Origin of the sequence: Ruegeria sediminis, from assembly GCF_005938215.1 — a bacterium.
In the GTDB taxonomy this organism is placed as follows: domain Bacteria; phylum Pseudomonadota; class Alphaproteobacteria; order Rhodobacterales; family Rhodobacteraceae; genus Ruegeria; species Ruegeria sediminis.
On record NZ_VCPD01000008.1, the window covers coordinates 68883 to 87670 of the forward strand.

The 18788-nt window shown below is 61.9% G+C and carries 18 protein-coding genes; 14 read left to right on the forward strand and 4 right to left on the reverse strand.

The window, feature by feature from the left end; all coding sequences use genetic code 11:
• Positions 1–20: 20 nt before the first annotated feature.
• The 4 genes from FGK63_RS18320 to FGK63_RS18335 all read left to right on the forward strand — a co-directional run bounded on the left by FGK63_RS18320 (position 21) and on the right by FGK63_RS18335 (position 5646).
• A complete protein-coding gene (locus FGK63_RS18320) occupies positions 21–1532 on the forward strand; it encodes a class I adenylate-forming enzyme family protein (protein WP_218961161.1) in 1512 nt (503 codons plus the stop codon).
• A 36-nt stretch (positions 1533–1568) separates the two neighbouring features.
• Positions 1569–3302 carry a thiamine pyrophosphate-binding protein gene (locus tag FGK63_RS18325; RefSeq protein WP_138845002.1) on the forward strand — a complete coding sequence of 578 codons (1734 nt, stop codon included), beginning with the start codon at positions 1569–1571 and terminating at the stop codon, positions 3300–3302.
• A gap of 92 nt (positions 3303–3394) precedes the next feature.
• Complete coding sequence (locus FGK63_RS18330) at positions 3395–4603, forward strand: acyl-CoA dehydrogenase family protein (protein WP_138845004.1); 1209 nt, start codon at positions 3395–3397, stop codon at positions 4601–4603.
• A gap of 95 nt (positions 4604–4698) precedes the next feature.
• The gene (locus FGK63_RS18335; RefSeq protein WP_246044081.1) at positions 4699–5646 is read left to right on the forward strand and encodes a phosphotransferase family protein; all 948 of its coding nucleotides are present in this window, start codon (positions 4699–4701) and stop codon (positions 5644–5646) included.
• A gap of 105 nt (positions 5647–5751) precedes the next feature.
• Here the strand turns inward: FGK63_RS18335 and FGK63_RS18340 are convergent, their stop codons facing one another.
• From FGK63_RS18340 to FGK63_RS18355, 4 genes are read right to left on the reverse strand one after another with little or no spacing between them, the layout of a single operon-like run.
• On the reverse strand, positions 5752–7230 hold the full coding sequence (locus FGK63_RS18340; protein ID WP_138845007.1) for an aldehyde dehydrogenase family protein: 1479 nt from the start codon (positions 7228–7230) through the stop codon (positions 5752–5754).
• 28 nt (positions 7231–7258) lie between these two features.
• Positions 7259–8719 carry an aldehyde dehydrogenase family protein gene (locus FGK63_RS18345; protein WP_138845009.1) on the reverse strand — a complete coding sequence of 487 codons (1461 nt, stop codon included), beginning with the start codon at positions 8717–8719 and terminating at the stop codon, positions 7259–7261.
• Between the two features lie 47 nt (positions 8720–8766).
• Complete coding sequence (locus FGK63_RS18350; protein WP_138845011.1) at positions 8767–9363, reverse strand: glutathione S-transferase family protein; 597 nt, start codon at positions 9361–9363, stop codon at positions 8767–8769.
• Positions 9364–9372: 9 nt separating this feature from the next.
• Positions 9373–10170, reverse strand: coding sequence for an SDR family NAD(P)-dependent oxidoreductase (locus FGK63_RS18355; RefSeq protein WP_138845014.1), 798 nt, complete (start codon positions 10168–10170; stop codon positions 9373–9375).
• Positions 10171–10532: 362 nt separating this feature from the next.
• Between FGK63_RS18355 and FGK63_RS18360 the strand changes: the two genes are divergently transcribed.
• The 10 genes from FGK63_RS18360 (at position 10533) to FGK63_RS18405 (ending at position 18785) form a co-directional block, all read left to right on the forward strand.
• Positions 10533–11732, forward strand: a complete 1200-nt coding sequence (locus tag FGK63_RS18360; RefSeq protein WP_138845016.1) for an ABC transporter substrate-binding protein — start codon at positions 10533–10535, stop codon at positions 11730–11732.
• A 119-nt stretch (positions 11733–11851) separates the two neighbouring features.
• The gene (locus FGK63_RS18365) at positions 11852–12742 is read left to right on the forward strand and encodes a branched-chain amino acid ABC transporter permease (RefSeq protein WP_171052708.1); all 891 of its coding nucleotides are present in this window, start codon (positions 11852–11854) and stop codon (positions 12740–12742) included.
• 12 nt (positions 12743–12754) lie between these two features.
• On the forward strand, positions 12755–13687 hold the full coding sequence (locus FGK63_RS18370; protein ID WP_138845019.1) for a branched-chain amino acid ABC transporter permease: 933 nt from the start codon (positions 12755–12757) through the stop codon (positions 13685–13687).
• A complete protein-coding gene (locus FGK63_RS18375) occupies positions 13687–14454 on the forward strand; it encodes an ABC transporter ATP-binding protein (protein WP_138845023.1) in 768 nt (255 codons plus the stop codon). Before FGK63_RS18370 ends, FGK63_RS18375 begins: the two co-directional genes overlap by 1 nt.
• Positions 14447–15166 carry an ABC transporter ATP-binding protein gene (locus tag FGK63_RS18380; protein ID WP_138845025.1) on the forward strand — a complete coding sequence of 240 codons (720 nt, stop codon included), beginning with the start codon at positions 14447–14449 and terminating at the stop codon, positions 15164–15166. Before FGK63_RS18375 ends, FGK63_RS18380 begins: the two co-directional genes overlap by 8 nt.
• Before the next feature lie 16 nt (positions 15167–15182).
• Positions 15183–16085 (forward strand): branched-chain amino acid ABC transporter permease, encoded by a 903-nt coding sequence (locus FGK63_RS18385; RefSeq protein ID WP_138845027.1) that lies wholly within the window; start codon positions 15183–15185, stop codon positions 16083–16085.
• A 3-nt stretch (positions 16086–16088) separates the two neighbouring features.
• Positions 16089–16979, forward strand: coding sequence for a branched-chain amino acid ABC transporter permease (locus FGK63_RS18390; RefSeq protein ID WP_138845029.1), 891 nt, complete (start codon positions 16089–16091; stop codon positions 16977–16979).
• Positions 16964–17716, forward strand: coding sequence for an ABC transporter ATP-binding protein (locus FGK63_RS18395; RefSeq protein ID WP_138845031.1), 753 nt, complete (start codon positions 16964–16966; stop codon positions 17714–17716). Before FGK63_RS18390 ends, FGK63_RS18395 begins: the two co-directional genes overlap by 16 nt.
• Positions 17710–18429, forward strand: a complete 720-nt coding sequence (locus tag FGK63_RS18400; RefSeq protein WP_138845033.1) for an ABC transporter ATP-binding protein — start codon at positions 17710–17712, stop codon at positions 18427–18429. Before FGK63_RS18395 ends, FGK63_RS18400 begins: the two co-directional genes overlap by 7 nt.
• Positions 18423–18785: a FixH family protein gene (locus tag FGK63_RS18405; RefSeq protein ID WP_138845035.1), complete on the forward strand. Its 363-nt coding sequence runs from the start codon at positions 18423–18425 to the stop codon at positions 18783–18785. The genes FGK63_RS18400 and FGK63_RS18405 overlap by 7 nt, the downstream gene beginning before the upstream one ends.
• The last annotated feature ends 3 nt before the right edge of the window (positions 18786–18788 follow it).

Genomic DNA, 18788 nt, shown 5'->3' on the forward strand with positions numbered 1-18788 from the left:
TGTTGCTATCTGCCGGCCAAATGCTCGCAACGCAGGCAAGGCTGCAACCGGATCGCATCGGCGCCAGAGACCTGGAGCGCGAAATGAATTTCGCGAAATGGAACGAGCGCGCCTGCCAACTTGCCAACGCGCTGCTGGAGTTGGGTCTTGAAAAGGGCGACCGCGTGGCTGTCTTGGCTTACAACCGCGTCGAGTGGGCTGAAATCTATGCCGCGGTTGCCAAAGCCGGATTGGTTGCGGTTCCCATCAATTTTCGACTCACCTCGCCTGAAGCATCGTTCATCTGTCAGGATTGCAGCGTTTCGGCGGTGATCGCAGAAGCCGCGCTCGCCGAAATCGCCGAGGAGATGCGGGGAAACCTTGGCCTTGATCCTTCGCGCTACCTGCTGATCGGCGGAGACGCGGTGGCCGGTTGGACATCCTACGAAGACATGATCGCCGGCGCCGCGTCGACCGAACCGGACGTAGCGGTTCTGCCCGAAGACACTTGGTGCCTGATGTACACATCCGGAACCACCGGCAACCCCAAAGGCGCCATCCGAAGCCATCGCGGAATGGCGATGCTGGCCTTGATGACGCAAGTTGAGCTGGGTCTCGGCCGGCACGACGATGCGCTGCTCGTGATGCCGATGTGCCATGCGAACTCGCTGAACTTCTTCACATCATTCCTGTCGATCGGCGCCACGGTGACGGTTTTTTCCCGCCAGAGCTTCGATCCGGTCTTGTGTCTGCGCACCATCGGCGAGACCGGCGTGACCTTTTCGTCCATGGTGCCGACGCATTACACGATGATGCTTGAAACCGAACGCAGCGGTGCCGAATTCGAGCGGGTAGAGAAATTGATGATCTCCTCGGCTCCAGCCCGAGTGGAGACCAAGCGCGCGATCATGCAGATGTTCCCGCGCTCCAAGCTTTTTGAACTATATGGCTCCACCGAGGCAGGCTGGGTTACTTTTTTGCATCCAGATGAACAATTCGACCACCTTGGCACCGTCGGCCGCGAGGTCGTGGGATCGGCGCCGATCAAGCTGCTGGATGATGACGGCAACGAAGTTCCTGACGGAGAACCCGGTGAACTTTTTTCCTGCTCACCCTATGCCTTCGAGGGCTATTGGAACCTGCCGGAAAAGACAGCCGAAGCCTTCCGCGGGAACTACCTGAGCGTAGGCGACATGGCGTTGCGCGACTCCCACGGATTCATCCGCCTGATCGACCGCAAAAAGAACATGATCATCACAGGGGGCGAGAATGTCTACCCCTCCGAAGTCGAAGCCGTCCTGTCACAGCACCCGGCGATCCTCGACGTCGCGGTCGTGGGACTGCCTGACGAAAAGTGGGGCGAGCGTGTTGTTGCCGCTGTCGTCCTGCGCAAGGGCGCCAGCGCCAGCGTCGAGGAGCTTCTGGATTGGTCCAAGACGCGGCTGGCAGGCTACAAGCGGCCTCGCACGATTTCATTCCTGTCCCCGGACGAGATGCCTCGCAACGCAACCGGAAAGATATTGCACCGAACGCTGCGCGAGATGTTCGCCTAACCTGCCCGATGTTGACCAAGAAAATAGGAGCCGGCAATGACCGAACGCCAAGACCTGAACACCGACGAGTTGAGCGTCGCCGCCTGGATTGCACGGACACTGAAAGCGCGGGGCGTTGACAGGATCTTCGGGCTGCAAGGCGGCCATATCCAACCGATCTGGGATCATGCGGCGCAGCTGGGGATCCGCATCATCGATGTTCGCGACGAGGGCGCGGCGGTGCACATGGCCCATGCCCACTCCGAGTTGACCGGGACTCTGGGCGTGGCAATGGCGACCGCCGGCCCCGGCGTCACCAACTGCGTAACCGGGATTGCGAATGCGTCGCTGGCCCGCGCGCCGGTTCTGCTGATCGGCGGCTGCACCTCGCGCCCGCAAGCCAACATGGGACCGCTTCAGGACATTCCTCATGTGGACATCATGCGGCCCGTAACCCGCTATTCAAACACCGCGCGAGTGCCAGAACAGGTCATCCGCGAACTTGGCGACGCCATCGCTCACACCTTCGGCGACTTGAGCGAACCCGGTCCCAGCTACCTCGAGGTTCCCACGGACGTTCTGAGAACCCACGTGCCCGAGCACATGATCCCAACTGACTGGATTGCGCCGCCGCAAACCCGCCGCGTGCGCCCGGAAACGGATCGAGTGGAAGAAGCGGTGGCGGCTATCCGTTCTGCCAAACGGCCGCTTGTCGTCAGCGGGCGCGGCGCACGCAATTGCGGCGATTCAATTGTAAGGTTCCTCGACACGATCAATGCGCTTTATCTGGACACGCAGGAAAGCCGCGGTTTGGTACCCTCTGATCATCCCTCGGTGGTTGGCGCGGTACGTGCCGCCGCAATGGGCCAGGCCGATTTGGTCATTACGCTGGGTCGAAAGCTTGACTACCAGCTCGGCTTCGGTTCCCCCGCGGTTTTTCCCCAGGCACGTTTTCTGCGCGTCTCTGACACCACGGGCGAACTGATCGACAACCGCCGCGGCGCGCCTGAAATCCTTGCTCCGGTAGACATCGCGCTGGACGCGTTGACCGATGCGCTTGGCAATGATGTGGGCGCACGAGACGGCGACTGGCTTGACGGACTGCGTGGCAAGCATCGGGAACGGATCGCCAAAGGCGAAAACAACCCTGCCCCCAAAACCGGTAGTGACGGCAAGATACATCCTATGGCCGTGTTTGAGGCGATCAAGGCAGTCGCCGATCCGGATTACATCGCGGTCGCCGACGGTGGAGATCTTCTTAGTTTCGCGCGCGTTGGCCTTGCCGCCAGCACGTATCTCGACGCCGGAGCCTTCGGCTGCCTAGGTGTAGGCGTTCCCTTTGCCGTCGCCGCGGCGCTGGCCTGTCCCGACCGGCAGGTGATTTCCGTGAACGGCGACGGCGCCTACGGGATCAACGCAATGGAAATCGACACGGCCGTACGTCACGGCGCCAAAGCCGTGTTCATCGTTTCGAACAATGCCGCGTGGAACATCGAACGCCACGACCAGGAATTCAACTATGGCGGTCGTGTCGTTGGAACGATGCTGCGCCACTCGGACTATGCCGCCATGGCGACGGCGCTGGGTGCCTATGGCGAGCGGGTCGAAGACCCGGCGGACCTGGCCGATGCGATCAAACGCGGACTGGAAAATGCTCCTGCTGTCATAGACGTCGTGACCTCCCAGCAGGCCGTTTCGTCGGATGCGCAGAAAGGGCTTGGCTTCGTGCCCGACTACCAGGCGCTGACCGCCTGGGACGATGCCGAGCGCAAGCGGCGCGAATTGGCGTGAAAACAGGCCCGGTCCAAAACGCACGTCAGAAACACAGGAGCGGATGCCGCTGTGTACCAGAGGCATTCTTTGTCGACCAGTGAGGTATTTTCATGGATTTCACCATTTCCCCCCGTATCGAAGACTATCGCGCCCGCATCGCCCGTTTCGTCGAAGACAATGTCTTACCCTTGGAAGAAGACCGGGCGCACTACGACGCCCATGAAAACATCCGCCTTGATGCGCTGGAGCACCTGCGAGAAAAGGCGCGCGCCGAAGGGTTGTGGTGTCTTCAGTTGAAAGAGGAAACCGGTGGTCAGGGGTTCGGCAAGGTCGGGATGGCCGTCTGTTACGAGGAAATGAACCGCTCGATCTTCGGCCCGGCGGTCTTCAACTCGGCCGCCCCGGATGATGGCAACATGATGGTGCTTGAACTGGCCGCGACCGACACACAAAAAGAACGTTGGCTGCAGCCCATCGTCCAGGGCAAGGTCCGCTCGGCCTTCGTGATGACCGAACCGCATCCCGGATCCGGCTCGGATCCCGCGGGCATGATGCTGACCACCGCTAAGAAAACAGGCGGCAAATATGTCATCCGGGGTCGCAAGTGGTTCATCACAGGAGCCGCTGAAGCAGATCATTTCATTCTGGTTGCCCGCACGTCGGACGATCCGCGCAAGGGGCTGACGGCCTTTCTGCACCACCAAGACTCCCCTGGGTTTCGTATCGACCGGCGGATTCCGATCATGGGACCGGAAGAGCATGGCGGTCATTGCGAGATCGTCTACGAAGGCATGGAGGTCCCGGCCGAAGATGTCCTGTTGGCAGAGGGCGACGGCTTGAAGCTGACCCAAATGCGCTTGGGTCCCGCGCGGTTGACCCATTGCATGCGCTGGCTCGGACTGTCAAAGCGGTGCGTCGAAATCGCCAACACATATGCCCACGAGCGTTTCGCCTTTGGCACCCGGTTATCCAGCCGCGAAAGCATCCAGATGATGCTGGGCGATTTGGCCATGCAGATCGAAGTGGGCCGGCTTTTGGTGATGAAGGCCGCCTGGGCGCTTGATCAAGGCAGCTATGCCCGCAAGGAAGTCTCGATGGCCAAAGTCCACGTCGCCAACCTTTTGCACAATGCAGCGGACGTGGCCATCCAGATCAACGGTGCGCGGGGCTATTCCAAGGACACGGTGCTGGAATGGATCTACCGCTATGCAAGGCAGGCACGGCTGGTCGACGGCGCCGACGAGGTGCACAAGATGGTTCTGCACCGCAGCCTCGAAAAGGAAGGGCGTGGCTTCTGGACTTGGGAGGCCGGATCGTGACAGCGGCGGACGTCACCGACAATCTGGATTTCGAGGCAGCAACACTGGGTCAGTTCCTGACACTCCGCCTTGGCCCCGATGGCGGCACCTTCAAATTGAACCGGATCGGCGGAGGGCAATCCAATCCGACCTATTTCCTCGACTGGAACGACCGCCGGTTGGTCCTGCGCAAGCAGCCCAAGGGTCCGATCCTGAATGGCGCCCACGCGATCGATCGCGAGTATCGAGTGCTTGAGGCGCTTGTCGCTACGGATGTTCCGGTACCGACGCCCGTGCTTTTTAATGCGGACACCTCGCCCCTTGGCACGCCGTTCTACCTGATGGATAGGGTCGAAGGCCGGATCTTCACCGACACGTCCCTCGCCGACGTCTCGCCCAACGAACGGCTGCTGATCTGGATGGCGGCAGCAGAAGCCATGGCCGCGATGCACGCGATCCGGCCCGAGTCGGTCGGCCTCGCTGATTTCGGGCGACCGGGCAATTATTTCGAACGTCAGATCGCACGATGGGATCGGCAATACCGTGCGTCGCCTTCCCGGCGAATTCAGCCAATCGAGCAACTGCATCGCTGGCTCGAGAACAATATTCCAGCCGACGACGGAGCCGTCGCACTTTGCCATGGGGACTTCCGGTTGGGAAACCTGATGTTCCACCCTACCGAGCCGCGTGTCGTCGCGATCCTTGATTGGGAACTCTCGACGCTCGGGCATCCCCTGGCAGATCTGGGTTTCTGCTGCATGCCCTGGCATTGCTCACCTGACGAGTATGGCGGACTGCTGGGGATTGATCTGGATGCGATGAAGCTTCCGACCGAGGCCGATTTCTTCGCGCGTTATCTTCGCGCACGTCCGGACTCCGCGCCACTTTTGCCCTTCCACAAAGCGTTCGCGCTTTATCGCTTTGCGGTCATCTTCGTCGGGATATCGGACCGGGCGCTTGCCGGAAGCGCTGCCGACCCCGACGCTGCCAAACTTGCTCCTCTGGCCGAGCGTTTCGCGATACGTGGTTTGGAAATCGCAAATGCCCAGCCGCACGAGACCTGAGTTTGAGTTGACCGTTTCGCCCCCTCGGCTCCGAAGGCCAAACGCAAAAATACATTTGCCTGGCTAAGTTTGCGCAGTCAAAATCGCCAAAGGCGATTTTACATGTCAGCCGTGTTTGACGACGAGAGTGCGCGTCGTGGAATAGTCGTAAAGTGCGGCAAAGCCCTTTTCGCGCCCGTGGCCGGACTTCTTCATCCCTCCGAAGGGCAGTTCGACACCGCCACCGGAGGCATAGTCATTCACAAAGACCTGCCCGGCACCGATGCGGCGGGCCACGCGGATCGCCCGCGACGCGTCGCCGGACCATACCCCGGCCATAAGGCCGTAGTCGGTGCCGTTTGCAAGCGTCACCGCGTCTTCTTCGTTTTCAAAAGTCATGAGCGCGAGGATGGGGCCGAAGATTTCCTCGCGCGCGATCGGGTGGTCACGTGGTACCGGGCCATAGACGCGGGGCGGCACGAAATAACCCTCGGGCGCCGCTCCTTCGTCGATGCGTCCCTCTGCAACCATCGGCACGCAGGCTTCTTCGGCTAGACCGCAGAACCGCTCGACCCGCCGTTTCTGCGTTGCGTTGATGACCGGTCCAAGGTCCCGGTCGCTCTCCGGTGGTCCGGCACGCAACACTGAAAAGGCGTCGCGCAGCCGCCCGGCCAGTTCCTCGGCCAATGCGATTTCGACCAGCACCCGCGATCCGGCCGAGCAAGTCTGCCCCGCGTTCTGAACGATCGACGCCACGACAACCGGAACAACCGCGTCGAGGTCCGCGTCGGCGAAGATGATCTGCGGTGACTTGCCTCCGAGTTCCAAGATGCAACCCGAATGATTTCGAGCTGCCGCGATCTGCACCAACGTGCCGACCTCCGGACTGCCAGTGAAAGACAGGAAATCGACACCGCGATGCGCCGCAAGCGCGGCTCCCGCCGCCTCTCCCCTCCCCGGCACCACGTTGATCGCGCCGGCGGGAAAGCCAGCTTCACGCGCCAGCTCCGCCAGTTCCAGCACGGTCAGGCAGGCGTCCTCGGCCGGCTTCAACACGGTCGCGTTGCCCATGGCCAGTGCTGGCGCCAACGTCCTGCCGAACATCTGGGCCGGGTAGTTCCAGGGAATGATGTGACCGGTTACGCCATGCGGCACCCGTTCCGAAAGCGCGATCTGTCCGTTTGAATAAGGGATGGTCTGGCCATGCACTTTGTCGGTGGCTCCGCCATAATATTCAAAGTAGCGCGCCGCGGCAGCGATGTCGCTCCTCGCCTGACCGATCGGCTTGCCTGTATCGCGAGCTTCGAGTGCTGCAAGCGCCTCGGAGTCCTTGTTGATAAGGTGCGACAATCGGGTCAACAGCCTGCCCCTCTCCAACGCCGCCAGCTTTCCCCATTCGCCTGCGAGCGCACGCCTGGCTGCCGTGACGGCAGCTTCTATGTCGCGGGCGTCCCCGGCGGCTATGCGGGCAAAAACCTTTCCGGTCGCGGGCTCAACCAAGTCGAGCGACTTGCCCGACGCGGAAGGGCGCCACGCATTGTCGATGAACACCTGGCCTTGTGCGATCGTGGCTTTGGCCGCTGCTGAGCCGCCTCGCACGTTCATGGTTGCCCTCCGGTCTTGCGGTTGAGTTTCAGATTTTCACGGTCACGGTCTTCAGGTGGGAATAGTGGTGAATCGCTTCGATCCCCTTCTCGCGCCCGTAGCCGCTGTTCTTGTGGCCACCGAAAGGCGTCTGAACCGACATTGTATTCCAGACGTTGACGAAGATTTGCCCGGCGTCGATCCGGTCGGCGACCCGCAGGGCGCGGCTGATGTCGCGGCTCCAGACGGTACCGATCAGTCCATAGTCGCTGTCGTTGGCAATTCGGACGGCGTCATCTTCGGTGTCGAAAGGGATCGCGACGCCGACCGGGCCAAAGATCTCTTCCTGAGCGATGCGCATGGTGTTTTCGACATCGGCATAGACGGTGGGCTTGACATAAAAGCCACCTTCCGAACCTTCGACCCGCGCCACTCCGCCGCCCGCGACAAGACGTGCGCCGTCTTCCTCGGCGACCTTGAAATAGCTTTGGACGCGTTGGTATTGAGCAGGCGTGATGATGGGTCCAAGGTTTTCGCCGGGCACGATCTTGTCAATCTCGGCGGCGACTTTCTCCATGAACGTCGCATAGATCGACCGCTGCACCAGAATTCGCGTTCCGGCCGAGCAGACCTGACCCGCGTTCAGCGTGAAACCCTTTACGGCCTCGGCCGCGGCCGTGTCGAGATCGGCATCCTCGAACACGATATTGGCCGACTTGCCGCCCAGTTCCAGTGTCAGGGGGATGATCCGTTCTGCGGCGATCCGACCGATGGCGCGGCCCACGCCGACCGAACCGGTAAAGGCCACCTTGCGCACGTCGTCATGGCGGACAATGGCCTCGCCAACCTCAATACCTGTGCCCAGAACAATGTTAATGACGCCGTTCGGAAAGCCGACCTCTGACGCCAGGCGCGCCATTTCGACTGTCGTCTGCGAGGTGATCTCGGACGGTTTTGCGACCACGACGTTGCCGGCGACCAGCGCCGGCGCGATGGCGCGCGCCGCCTGGTTCAACGGCAGGTTCCACGGCGTGATAACGCCGATGACGCCGTATGGCTCGCGCTTGGTAAAGACGTGCTGATCGGGGGCCACGTCCAGAACGTCTCCGGTCGGCAAGTAGACGAGGCTGCCGTAGAACTCGAAATACTGTGCGCTGCCCTCGATCTCAGCTAGGGCGCCAGCCATCGGCTTGCCCGTGTCGGCGCGCTCCAGTTCCGCAAGTCGATCCTTGTTCGCACGGAGCGCCTGCGCAAGCGCCTGCATCAGCCTTCCACGTTCGGCAGCGGGAAAACGGCGCCATCCCTCCTTGGCCCGGCTTGCTGCCGAAACGGCGGCCGCCACGTCTTCGGCGTTGCCCGATGCCACCTTCAGCGCCGGCTCGCCCGTCATCGGATTGACCGTTTCAAGATACTTGCCGCCTGACGACTTGACGGAAGCACCGTCGATCCAATGGTCGAGGTGACTGAGCTGCGTGTCGGTGTCCTTGCTGAGCGTCGCCTGGTTGGTCATGAGAAGCCTCTTGAATTCGGATCGGGTTGGTTGCTTGAGATATGCAATCAAACGTAGGGCATGGTGGCCTCGACCGAAGGCCGGCCTTTCTGCCGTTCGCGCCACGCACGCAGGTTTGGCAGTTCGGCAAGCCAGTCGCGGTCGGTGAATCGGAAGGTGATGTAATCCAGTGCCGTGACGGCCGCGAAATTGGCGATGTCGGGCCGATCGTCGAAATCGCGAGGCAAGTTGGCGTCGAGCCGTGCAAGACCGTCAGCCATGGTGCGGTACCTTTTCGAGCCGACCATGTCAGTATCGAAATTGTCGCTCGATTTACGCCCGATGATGATCGCCGTCGCGGCTTCCGTCGCGCCAAGCGCCGGCGCCGCGATGGCGAGCGTGGCGGCCAGATCCTCCGACGGAAAGACCGACGGCTCCGCGATGTCGTCGAGATAACGCAAGATCAGGTGCGCCTCGGCGATGACATGTCCTTCGTCGGTCACGAGGGTTGGCACCCGACCCGCCGGATTTGCCTTGAGAAACGCCTTGGGATCGGCCCATGGATCGACGATCTCCAGTTCGACCCTATCGCTCAGCCCCTTCTCTTCGATGGCGAGCCGTACCAGTCGAACAAAGGGCGAAGTGGTGTTGATGTAGAGATGCATGGAAAGCCCTCATTTCACCTTGAGCGTGATGCCGCCATCGACGACAAGTTCGATGCCGGTGATGAACTTTGCCTCGTCCGAGGCAAGGAAAACAGACGCCCAGGCCACGTCCCAAGCGTCGCCCATATGGCCAAGCGGCACCAGCGCGTCGCGCTGGCGAACCATTTCCTCGGTCGATCCGTATACGTCGGTGACATTTCCCATATGGATGAGCGGCGTGTTCATCAGCCCCGGAAGGATCGAGTTGCAACGAATACCCTTGGGACCGTAGTTCAGTGCTATGTCGCGGGTAAAGGCGTTCACCGCACCTTTCGACGCCGAATAGCTGATGCAGGAATATCCCAGCGAGTGGGTCGAGGCGATGGACGAGATGTTGATGATCGAACCGCCCCCCTGCCTGGTCATGATCGGCAGGATATGGCGGCAGGTCAGGTAGATCGACTTGACGTTGATCGCCATCAGCCGGTCCCATTGCGCCTCGGTCAGATCCTCGGGCCCGCCCGGATCGATGATGCCGACATTGTTGTGCAGCACGTCGATGCGTCCGAATTTCTCCATCGCCGATGCCACGGCGGCCTCAACCTGATCTGGCTTGGCTACGTCGCAGACGGCAGTTTCAACCGTGCCGCCTTCACTGCGGATGATCTCAGCGGTTTCCTCCAGGGCTTCCGGCTTCAGATCGAGTGCAAAGACCTTGGCGCCTTCGCGGGCAAAGGCCACCGCGGCCGCCTTGCCATTGCCCCAGCCCGGTCCGATCGAACCAGCGCCCGTTACGAAAACCACCTTGTCCCTCAAGCGATCGCCCATCGCGACATTCCCTAATTTAATTGATCCGTTTCCGGGGAATACTCGCCGGGAAACCGCACCGGCGCAAATACCGGTGCAGTCTAAGCGTCATAGATTTTTTCTATATCGAAGCCGAGGAACCAATCGTCTCGCTCAATTCAAGGCAAGCAAGTTGGGATAATTAGCGGAACAGTTGGTCAGCGACCTTGTTATCGGGCGCGCGCCCGGCCCCGATATAGGGAAATCGTATAAGAGACATGGAAATTCGCTATTTGTTGGCTCCGCCTCAGCAATTGCATTCTGACGCCGCCGGATCATGGACGGACTAAAGACGTGCAAGACCCCGACCGTTCCGGACCATTGCAGTCACCTGGAGGAGACCCATGAAACTGAAATCATTCCTGGCGGCCGGGCTGGTCAGCGTCTCGGCGCTGGCGATGTCCACCGCGGCCATGGCAGAAGACAAGACCGTACGCATTGTAGGCTTCGGTGCCAGTTCGGGCGTCGTCGGAATTTTCGGCCAGAACTCGAGCGCGGCAATGTCCGCGGCATTCGAAAAGATCAACGCCGAAGGCGGCGTCACGCTTGCCGACGGCAGCAAGGCGCAGATCGTCACCGAATACTACGACGATCGCTGCAATGCCGAGGAAGGGATTTCGGTCCTGCGCCGTATCGCCACCACCGACGCCCTGATCGCGATCGGCCCCACCTGTTCAAACGTCGCCGAACCCCTGTTTGGCATCCTGCAGGCCAAGGTCGACGATTCCGGCGACACCGGGCTGCAGTTCCCTGTTTTCACCGACGTGGCCATTAAGGGCGGGCTTGCCGGCATTTCGGAATGGGTGTTCCGCAACACGCCTTCCGAAGCAAAGATGTATGACGATCTGTTCGCATGGATCCGCGCGACCCATCCCGACCTGAAAACGATCTACGGCGGCGTCGAAGAGGATTTCGCCCACTCCCGCTTCACCTGGTATGAGGTAATGAAAAAGGCGGCCGAACAGCACGGCTTTGAGGTTGTCGGCGAAGCCCAGTGGCTGCTGAGCGACACGAACTTTTCAAACCAGGCGCGCGGGATGCGCCGCGAAGAACCGGATATCGTCGCGATTTCCGCCCACCCCTTCACCACCTGCGGGATGCTGCGCGAGATGGCCCGGCAAAAGATCCAGCCGAAGGTTCTGGTCGGCTTGACCAGCTCGTCGAGCCTCGAGACTCTGTCGGGTTGCGCGGCCGAAGCACAGGGCCTGACCATCCCGACCAGCTTCGCGCCGGTCAATGACGATGCCCGCTCGGCCGCTGAAGCGGTGGTTGCCAAGGGCGGCCAGATGGACCTGCACAGCGCCTCGGCCTGGGAAAACGCGATGATCCTGCGCGACGTTATCAACGCCGCCGGCATCGAAGGAACCCCCGAGTCGCTGGACGCCGACCGCCGCAAGATCCGCGACGGTCTGTCCACCCTGACCGAAGCCCAGGGCCTGCTCGGCGTGAACCAGCGCCTTCCCGACGGTGAGGCCGTCAAGCCCTACGTCTTCGTGCACGCGAAGGATGCAGGCTGGGAAGTGCTGCACGATCCGGGCAGCTGACCCTCACTTCGGGGCGCGTCCCATCGGCGCGCCCCATATCCCGACCATCGACCCAACAAGACGCCGCCGCGCAAGTCTGAATGGCGGACGCGTCCGGGGCCAATGAGGCGACTGCCAAAATGGACTATTTCTTCATCATCGACTTCGTCCAATCGCTCGTAGACGGGCTGCTGTTCGGAACGACCTATGCGCTGATTGGTATCGGCTTCACGCTGATCTTCGGCGTGATGCGCAAGCTCAACCTCGCTTACGGCGCCGCTGCGCTGGCGGGCACCTATATCGGGCTTGCTGCCTTTCTGGCATTCGACGCGCCGCCGCCTGTCGTGTTTCTGGCTTCGGCCCTGGGTTCAGGCCTGATCGGGTTGGTCGTCTATTATTGCTGCTTCCGCTTCACGCCCACGAGCTATCCGATGGCTTCGCTTCTCGCGTCGGTAGGAATGCTGCTTTTCATCGATGAAGTGGTGATCCATCTCAGCCACGGCATGCCATTCCCCTACCCGTCCGTCTTCAGCGACGCGACGCTGGAACTAGGCGATATCTGGATCCGCGGCGACCTGCTGTTCGTCTTCGGCATGTGCGTTGTAGCGATGGCGGTGCTGTTCTGGCTGCTATACCGTACGCCCCTCGGCCTTGCCACGCGGGCCGTCTCGCAACAGCCGCGCGCCGCTCAGCTTTGCGGCATCGACAGCACCCGCGTCAACGCGCTGACCTTCGTGATCGCCGGCATCTTGGGCGGGGTCGCCGGAGCGATGACGGCCGCCGCCGTGGGCGTACTGTCTCCGATCATCGCGATGGGACTTACCGTCAAGGGACTGATTGTCGTGGTGATCGGTGGGTTGGGATCTATCCCCGGCGCCATCATCGGCGGGCTGCTCGTCGGAGCGGCCGAGAACGTTTTTCTGCTGCTGCGCGGCGTCACCGAGCGCGACATCTACGTGATGCTGCTGCTCTTCCTGTTTCTCACGCTGCGTCCCGGCGGGCTGTTCGGCTCGACCGCGGGCCGCGACTGATCGGAGGTCAAGATGGACTTCTATTTCGGACTTCTCCAGATCTTCGGCGTCCACACGCTGCTGGGACTTTCGGCCTACGTGGTGCTGCTGACTGGCCAGGTCAGCATGGCCCAGGCCGGGTTTTACGCGATCGGCGCCTATGCCGCCGGGGCCTGCACCGCCATGTTCGGCATGCATATCCTGCCCGCGGTTCTGATTGCCGGTCTGCTGACCGCCGTGGTCGCCTGTGTCGTGGGGTTCCCGGCGCTGCGGGTGAAAGGACTGATGCTCGTCGTCGCGACACTAGCCTTCGGCGAGATGGTGCGGCTGTTCTTCTTCAACCTCACCTGGCAGGTTGAGCGCGGCGGCGAAATGGTCGGGCCGAATGGCGCCGAGGGCTTTCGCTCGATCCGCTACTTCCCGGAAAACGGCTGGGAGATCTGGCAGGTCACCGGTTTCATATGGATCATCGTGGCAGTGATCATGGTGGCTTTGTGGTGGGTTGACCGCACCCGTGCTGGCGCCGTTCTGCGCGCCGTCGGCCACGATGAAACCGCAGCCCAGTCAATCGGTCTGAACCTGACCGCAGTCAAGGTCGGCGCGATGACCGCCGGAGGTTTCATCGCTGGAATCGGCGGAGGGATATATGCTCACACCGTCACTCATATCGAACACGGCGTCTTTGGTGTGCTGCTCGCCACCTTCGCCATCGCGTACCCGATCCTTGGCGGACTTGGTTCGATCTTCGGCACTCTGATCGCGGTTCTGTTCATTCAAGGTTTCCTGATCGAAGGGTTGCGGTTCATGGGAGACTGGCGGTCGCTGCTGTTCGGCGCGTTGATCGTGCTGGCAATGAACCTTCGGCCGACCGGCCTATTGGGTGAGCACGCTCCGCGCCTGTCACAGCTTTTCGGCCGCAAGACCAACGACCATGACAAATCCCTGGAACTGAAGGAAGCGGAGTGATGCTGACGCTCGAAAACCTTTCCAAGCACTTCGGCGGTGTCCGCGCCGTCGACGATGTCAGCCTGACCATCAGTGAAGGCGAAATCTTCGGGCTGATCGGCCCCAACGGATCGGGCAAGAGCACGATCATCAACCTGATAACCGGGCTCTACGTTCCGACCGCCGGCAAGGTCACGCTGGACGGATGGGACTTGACGGCCATGGCTCAGCACGAACGCACCTCGGTCGGCGTCGCCCGGACGTTCCAGAACATCCGGCTGTTCGGCAATCTGAGCGTCGCCCAGAACCTGTGGGTCGCGCAGAACGGGCACGAGCAGCGACGCGCGCATTTTCTGTCGCGCTGGTTCAAGGCCGGCGGTGAACACGCGCCCGATGTCGAGGAGTTGCTGCGGTTCTCGCAGCTCCACTCGAAACGCGACGTGCAGGCGAGCGCACTGTCGTTCGGCGAGATGCGGCGGCTGGAAATGGCCCGCGCCCTGGCGTCGAACCCGCGTGTCCTGCTGCTGGACGAACCCGCCGCCGGGGCAAGCCTCGAGGACGGACAGCTTCTGGCCGAACGCATCCGAGCCGTGCGTGACCGCGGCGTCACCGTTCTGCTGATCGAGCACATGATGGAACTGGTGATGGGCATCACCGACCGGATCGCGGTGCTGAATTTCGGCCGCAAGATTGCCGAGGGCAGCCCAACCGAGGTTCAGGCCAACGAGGACGTCCGCGCCGCCTATCTCGGCAGTTCGCACAAGAAGGAGAAACTGATCCATGCTTGAGATCCGCGACATCCGCACCTCCTACGGCAAGATCGCCGCGCTCAAGGGCGTTTCGCTCGACATCGCCGACGGCGGCCTGACCTGTCTTTTGGGGCCGAACGGCGCCGGAAAAACGACGTTGATCTGGACCATTGCCGGCATCCTGAAGGCGCATTCGGGATCGATGAAACTCGACGGCGAGGAAATCTCGGGGATGCGCCCGCACAGCATCGTCAGCAAAGGTGTGGTGACGGTGCCGGAAAACCGATTGGTCTTTCCTGAAATGACAGTGAAGGACAACCTGATTGCGGGCGCCTTCAGCCGCCGCAAGGAAAAAGGCGGCGGGCTCGATGACCTGGAAGAGGTGCTGGAGCGTTTCCCGCGTCTGCGCGAGCGCGCCAATCAAGAGGCCGGCACGCTTTCGGGCGGAGAGCAGCAGATGCTGGCGGTGGGACGGGCGCTGATGGCGCGGCCGAAGATCCTGTTGATGGACGAGCCTTCGACCGGCCTCGCGCCGATCATCGTCGAGGAGATATTCGAGATAATCGGCCGGTTGCGCGACGAAGGGCGCACCATTTTCCTTGTCGAACAGAACGCGCATCTGGCGCTCGATTATGCCGATCATTTCTACCTGCTCGAACAGGGGCATGTGACCTTCGGCGGTCGGCCCGGTGAAGTGGATCACGACGAACTGATCCAGCGCGCCTATCTCGGCGCGCGCAAGGCAAGTTGATCGACTGGCCGGGCCGATGCTGCTCGATATCGTCCAGAACACCTTGGACGGTCTCGCCATCGGCTCGGCCTATGGCCTGCTTGCCATCGGTTTCACGCTGATCTTCGGAGTCATGCGGCGGCTCAACATCGCTTTCGGGCCATCGATCATGGTGGGCATATTCGCCGGGGCCTGGCTGCATTCGCAATGGTCGGCGGGGATGATCCCGGTGTTTCTGGCCACCCTTGCAGGCGCGGTTCTGGCCTCGGCCTATGTGGAGCGCATTTCATTCGCCGCGATCCGAGGGGACGCGGCACTTGCTTCGATGGCGTCGAGCTTTGCAATCTGGATGCAGCTCGAAGAGGCGGTAGTGCATGTCTTTCCGGGCCGCACCTACGCTTTCCCGACCTTACAAACCATTCCAATGCTGGAGATCGGTCCGGTTTTCCTGCGCCCGGAATACCTCGCGATGTTTCTGACCGCCGCCGCGCTGATCCTGCTGCTGCAATGGATCCTGACCCGCACCCGGTTCGGACTGGAGGTCCGCACGCTGGCCGACAACCCCGAAGCCGCACGCGTGTCGGGCGTCAATGTGGCGCAAGTCGCGTTCCTCACCTTTCTGCTGGCCGCCGTCATCGGCGGCGTTGCCGGGTTCTTGATCGCGGCGACGGATGGCCAGATCACGCCAAAGATTGGCCTCTGGGCGACGATGAAGGGCCTCATCGCCATGGTGATCGGTGGCTTGGGTTCGCTGCGCGGGGCGCTTATCGGAGGGCTTGTCCTAGGCGTCGTCGAGGCGCAGGCGCAGTGGTTCCTCGGGGCTGCGGGACGCGAGATCGTGACCTACACCTTGTTGTTCCTCGCCCTCGTGATGCTCCCGTCCGGGCTGGCAGGCCGCGCCGATGCCGGTGCGCGTACCGAAGCATTGCGGAGGCTCTGAGTGATGGATGCCTTCACCATCTCGGTCCTGTCCAATATCGGGCTTTTCTCCTTTCTGGCGATTTCCGCCTGGGTGCTGCTGATCTGCGGAGAAATCAGTTTCGGGCAGCAAGCCTATTTTGCCATAGGCGCCTATGCGGGCGGCATCGCCACCGCGGTCTGGCAATGGCCCTTTGCCCTTGGCGTCGGCTTTGGCGTTGTACTGGGTGCTGTCATCGGCGGGCTGGTCGCCTGGCCGACAACCCGACTGTCGGGGATGCATTACGCCATCGCCACACTGGCTTTTGCCGAGTTCGTCCGCAGTTGCCTGAACGTGTTTTCCTACCAGCGCGAGGTCGACGGCTACCTGACCGGCCCCGATGGCGCCAACGGGTTCCGCGACATTCGCTGGGCCTATGAGGCCGGTGTGGAACCGCTGGGATACCTCGGGATCATCGCCGCCGGTTTGGCGGCGGTGATCGGCCTCATCGCCTGCATGGCCCGCGGACGCGGTATGGCACAGCTTAGGATCGTTGGCGAAGATCCGATTCTGGCAGGCATGCAAGGGCTGAATGTGAACCGCATTAGGATCGCTGCCGCCACGCTGGCAGGCGGAATCGCCGCACTTGGCGGCGCGCTCTATGCCCATCTCGCCACTTACGTCGAACCGGCGCAATTCGGCGTCATGATCGGCGTGCACTCCCTGGCTTATGGCTTGATCGGAGGACTCGGCACTGTGTTCGGGCCCATCTTGGGGGTGCTGGTGGATATCGGTCTTCTGGAATCGCTGCGCGTCTTCTCGAGCTACCGGATGATTGTGTTTGGCGGCCTGGTGGCGCTGGTGTTGATCCTGCGTCCGCGAGGAATTCTGGACGAGAAAACCGTTCGCAGGATTCAGGCATGGCTGCGGCGGTAGAGATCCAAGGGTTGTCGTGCCGCTTTGGCGGCGTCAAGGCGCTCGACGCGGTGGACATCCGCCTTTCGCCCGGCGAGGTGCTTGGCCTCATCGGACCGAACGGATCCGGTAAGACGAGCCTCTTCAACCTGCTGACCGGACATCACAATCCCGAAGCCGGAGCGATCCTGCTCGACGGGCTTGACCTGGCCGGTCAGTCGCCGTCGCAGATCGCGCGCTTCGGCATTGCACGAACCTTCCAGAACCTGCGCCTTCTTCGCAGGCTCTCGGTTTATGAAAACGTGCGGGCCGCCCGACACGCCTGCGCTCCGCTGCGCGATGCTTTCTGGCTATCCCCCGCGGCGCGACGGCAAGAGCGTGACTCGCTCATGAACCTGCTCGACATATTTGGGCTGTCGGAGAAAGCCCAAAAAACCCCTGCGGAATTGACTCTGGTGCAGATGCGGCACCTGGAAATCGCGCGACTGCTTGCGGCGGACCCGAAATTGGTTCTGCTCGACGAACCTGCGGCCGGCATGACCTCGGCCGAGACGCAAGCGATCACCGAAGTGATCGCGACCCACGTCTTGCCCGGCCGCAGCGCCATAGTCATCGAGCACAAGATGCAGTTGGTGGCGGCGCTCTGCCCTCGGATCGCTGTGCTCAACGCGGGGCGCAAGATAGCGGACGGCCCGACCGGTCAGGTCCTGGCCGACAGCGCCGTACGGCAAAGCTATTTCGGAGCGAAACCATGCTAGAGGTCGCGGCACTGAGCGTAAGCCATGGGCGCATCCGCGCCTTGCAGGACGTGTCGCTGACCATTTCTCCGGGCGAGGTTCTTGCCGTCGCGGGCATGAATGGCGCCGGAAAGTCGAGCCTCGTCAATGCCATCTGCGGCCTGGCTCAGGCACGATCCGGGCGTGTCACCTTTGACGGGCGCGATATCACCGGGCAGCCGCTTCATCGGATGGACGGAATTGCGCTGATGCCGGAAGGGCGGATTCTGGCGCCATCGCTGACAGTCGCCGAAACCTTGCGCCTGGGCGCAGGGCGGGTGAACCGGCGAGAACATGACCAATGCCGGGCCAAGGTGCTTGCGCGGTTTCCCGAACTTGGCAGCAGGCTTGGTCAGCGCGCCGGTACGCTGAGTGGAGGAGAGGCAACGATGCTGGCGCTTGGACGGGCCTTGATGGCCTCGCCCCGTCTCCTTTTGCTCGACGAACCAACCCTTGGCCTTTCTCCGTCCGCCGCCGAACGTGTATTTCACGTTTTGGAAGAGTTGCGGAACGACGGCCTCACGCTTCTGCTGGTCGAGCAGAACATCCACATGGCGCTGGGATTTGCGGATCGCTACCTGCTTCTCCGGCATGGCTTGGCCGTCGGCGCGGGCCGTACTCCCACGCGAGAGCAGGCGGAACGCTTCGAAGAAGTCCTTCTTGGCAACAACTCGACAGGAGAAAACCCATGCTGAAAACCATCGTCACTTTTGGCGCGCTCATCGCGGTAACAGGGCCGGCACTGGCCGACCGCCTGCAGGCCGAGGCCGATTGTAGCCCATCCGATGCCGACCTGACTTATGAGTGCGTCTTTCACCTGTCGCGCGGCGGCGAGCCGGTCGAAGATGCAGTCTTTACCGTCAAACCGGACATGCCAAGCATGCCGATGGCGCACAACATCGAACCGGTGGCGGCAAGTTTCGAAGACTCCACTGGTGCTTACCGGGCAAAGCTCAAGTTGGACATGCACGGCCAGTGGGCGCTACGGCTGGACGTTTCCGCACCGGCCCGCGACGTGGTCATCATCGACAAGGAATTCCTTCCGCACTAGGAG